3 protein-coding genes are annotated in these 2861 nt (G+C 67.1%); all 3 read right to left on the bottom strand.

Annotation, left to right across the window (positions count from 1 at the left end; all coding sequences use genetic code 11):
• Positions 1-1473 (bottom strand): cobyric acid synthase (locus PA598K_RS36490; protein WP_185602203.1); only part of this gene is annotated, 1473 nt, incomplete at its 3' end.
• On the bottom strand, positions 1466-2602 hold the full coding sequence (gene cobD, locus PA598K_RS36485) for a threonine-phosphate decarboxylase CobD (protein WP_185602202.1): 1137 nt from the start codon (positions 2600-2602) through the stop codon (positions 1466-1468). The genes PA598K_RS36490 and cobD, both read right to left, overlap by 8 nt.
• A 50-nt stretch (positions 2603-2652) precedes the next feature.
• Positions 2653-2861: adenosylcobinamide-GDP ribazoletransferase (locus PA598K_RS24405; RefSeq protein WP_148091984.1), on the bottom strand; the 209-nt coding region annotated here is incomplete at its 5' end.

The following is a 2861-nucleotide window of genomic DNA, read 5'->3' as shown; positions in this document are numbered from 1 at the left end:
CCGCTCGCCGAAGGCGAAGCCTGCAGCCTGCGGCGGCAGGCCGCGCTCGCTCCGCATCGTATTCAGCCAGGCTCGGCGAAGCCCGTCATTGTGCAGGATACCGTGGATAAAGGTGCCCCAGATCCGCCCGTCCGCAGACGCCGCTCCCTCAGGCAGCAGCGGCGCCTCCAACGTGCGGCTGTCCCTTACCAGGAAGGGCCGCATGACGCCGGGCGGCATCTCGATCTGTCCGGTGTGAATCTCATAGCCCTCGATCTCGCAGACCCCCTCCAACCCGGGCAGCCAAGCTTCGCCGCTGACACGGATCGTTCGCTTGTCGGCGGCGAAATTCGTCTCGAACGGGAACCAGGCCAGACCCATTTGCTCCGTCACATAGGACTCCGTATGCTCGGGATCACGCAGTGTCGCTCCCATCATCTCGTAGCCGCCGCAGATGCCGAGCACCCGTCCTCCCCGCTCCGCATAGCGGCAGAGCTGATCGGCCAGTCCGGTATCCCGCAGCCAGGCCAGATCGGCCATGGTGTTTTTACTGCCCGGAAGGACGACCGCGTCCGGCATCCCCAGTGTACTGGTCGCCTCGACATAGCGTAACTGGACGTCCGGCTCGGCCGCGAGCGGGTCGATGTCGGTGAAGTTGGACAGACGCGGCAGCCGGATGACGGCGATCTCCAGTCGCTCTCCCGGCTCTCCACGCTCGCGCTGCTCGCTCTTCGCAGCATCGCGCAGCGCCGTATCCAGCGACAACGAATCCTCCGCCTCCAGCGCCAGACCGTCGAGATACGGCACGACGCCGAGCACCGGCTTGCCGGTGCGCGCTTCGAGCCAATCGAGCCCAGGCTGCAGCAGCGAGACATCGCCGCGGAACTTGTTGATGATGAAGCCTGCGACTCGCTCGCGCTCATGCGGCTCGAGCAACTCCAGCGTGCCGACGATCGAGGCGAATACGCCGCCGCGATCGATGTCGGCGACGAGCAACACCGGCGCATCGGCCCACCCGGCCATCCGCATATTGACGATGTCCCGGTCCTTCAGATTGATCTCGGCCGGACTGCCGGCCCCCTCCAGCACGACGACATCGTATTGCGCACGGAGACGACCGAGCGCCTCGCGGACGATCTGCCCCGCCTGGGGCAGCAGGTCCTCGCGATACGCGCGCGCCTCGTAATCGCCGAGCGGGCGGCCGTGGACGATGACCTGCGATACCATGTCGGCCTTGGGCTTGAGCAGGATCGGGTTCATGTCGGTCGTCGCCAGGATGCCGCAAGCTTCCGCCTGCATCTCTTGCGCGCGGCCGATCTCCTTGCCGTCCCAGGTGACGTAGGCGTTGAGCGACATGTTCTGCGACTTGAACGGCGCGACGCGCCAGCCGTCGGCGGTCAGAATGGCGCAAAGCGCTGCGGTCAAGAGGCTTTTGCCGACGTCCGAGGCCGTACCCTGCAGCATGATCGTCGGCGCCGCGATCCGTTCAGTCATCCGCCTCCGCCTCCTCTCGGTACCGCCGCAGCGCCTGCTCCAGCTCGGTCAGCAGCCGCTCGTTGTCCTCGCGCAGCCGCACGGCCAGACGCAGGTAGCCCTCGGACAGGCCGGGGTAGCGGGAGGCGTCGCGAATCAGTACGCCACGCCTGCCGAGCATCGTCTGCAGCTCGGCGGCGAATAGCCGCCAGGACGACGGGATGCGGACCAGCACATAGTTGGCGGCGCTGTCATAGACGGTCAGCCCGAGCTGGCGTAATCCCGCGACTAGCCAGGCTCGCTCCGCAGGCAGCCACGCCAGCGTACGCTCCGCATAGGCCGCGTCCTCGAGCACGGCGCAGCCGACAGCCTCGGCCAGCGAGTTGACGCTCCATGGCGTCTGCAGCTCGCGCAGCGCCGCGATGCGCTGCGGCGAGCCGACGATGTAGCCGAGCCGTATACCCGGCACGGCGTAGAACTTGGTCATCGAGCGGATGACGAGCAGTTGCTCCGACTCGGCCGCCTCCATCAGCCAGGTATACGCCTCGGCCTCCGGAACGAAGTCCATAAATGCCTCGTCGAGGATGAGCTGGTCGCCGCGCGCCAGCAGCGTCGCCACGACGTCTCTATCGAGCAGCCGCCCGGTCGGGTTGTTGGGCGAGCCGAGCAGCCAACGGTTGACCGGCAGCCCGCTGCTCTCCAGCCGTTCGCGGCTCAACGCGAAGCCGTCCTCCGGGCTCAGCGCCAGTCGTTCGATCCGGCCGCCCGCTTTGCGCACCGCATCGGCGTACTCGCCGAAGCAGGGCGCTGTCAGGCCCGTAGGACCCGCACCCGTCAACCGAGCCGCCAGCTCGATGAGCTCGGCGGCGCCGTTGCCGACGAGCACGCACTCGGCAGCGATGCCGTGCTGTCGGGCGATCATCGACGTCAGCTCCCGCACAGCGGGATCTGGGTAGGCGGCGATCCGTTCGGCGTAATCGAGGATCGCCATCCTCACTCCCGTCGGCGGTCCGTACGGATTCATATTGGCGCTGTAGTCGAGGAATGCGTCCGGCGCATGGCCGTACAGCTCAGCCGCGGTTCGCAGATCGCCGCCATGGCCGTATTGCTCCAGTCTCGCCAGACTCTCCGGTTTATCCAGTCTCTCCATCCTTCCCTCTCCTCCTGTAGCTGGGGACCGTCCCTGGCCAAATGCCGGATTCAGCCGCCCAAGTATACAATAACCGCAGCTAGCAGCAGCGCCTCGACCCCTTCGTTGAGCGCGCCATACGTATCGCCGGTCAACCCGCCAAGCTTGCGCGTCAGCCACCACGCGCCAGCCGCTCCAGTAACGGCGGCGACGGCGAGCGCTGACAGCGAGACGAGGAGCGCGGGGACGAGCGGCGTCCAGGCCGCCAGCCAGCAGACGC

Origin of the sequence: Paenibacillus sp. 598K (genome assembly GCF_003851045.1) — a bacterium.
In the GTDB taxonomy this organism is placed as follows: Bacteria; Bacillota; Bacilli; order Paenibacillales; family Paenibacillaceae; genus Paenibacillus_D.
Note: the sequence above shows the minus strand (reverse complement) of the source record. Positions and strands in the feature narration are given on the sequence as shown.

Bases quoted from the DNA above. Each gene is read 5' to 3' on its own strand.
- cobD (WP_185602202.1), bottom strand. From the start codon at position 2,602: ATGGAGAGACTGGATAAACCGGAGAGTCTGGCGAGACTGGAGCAATAC.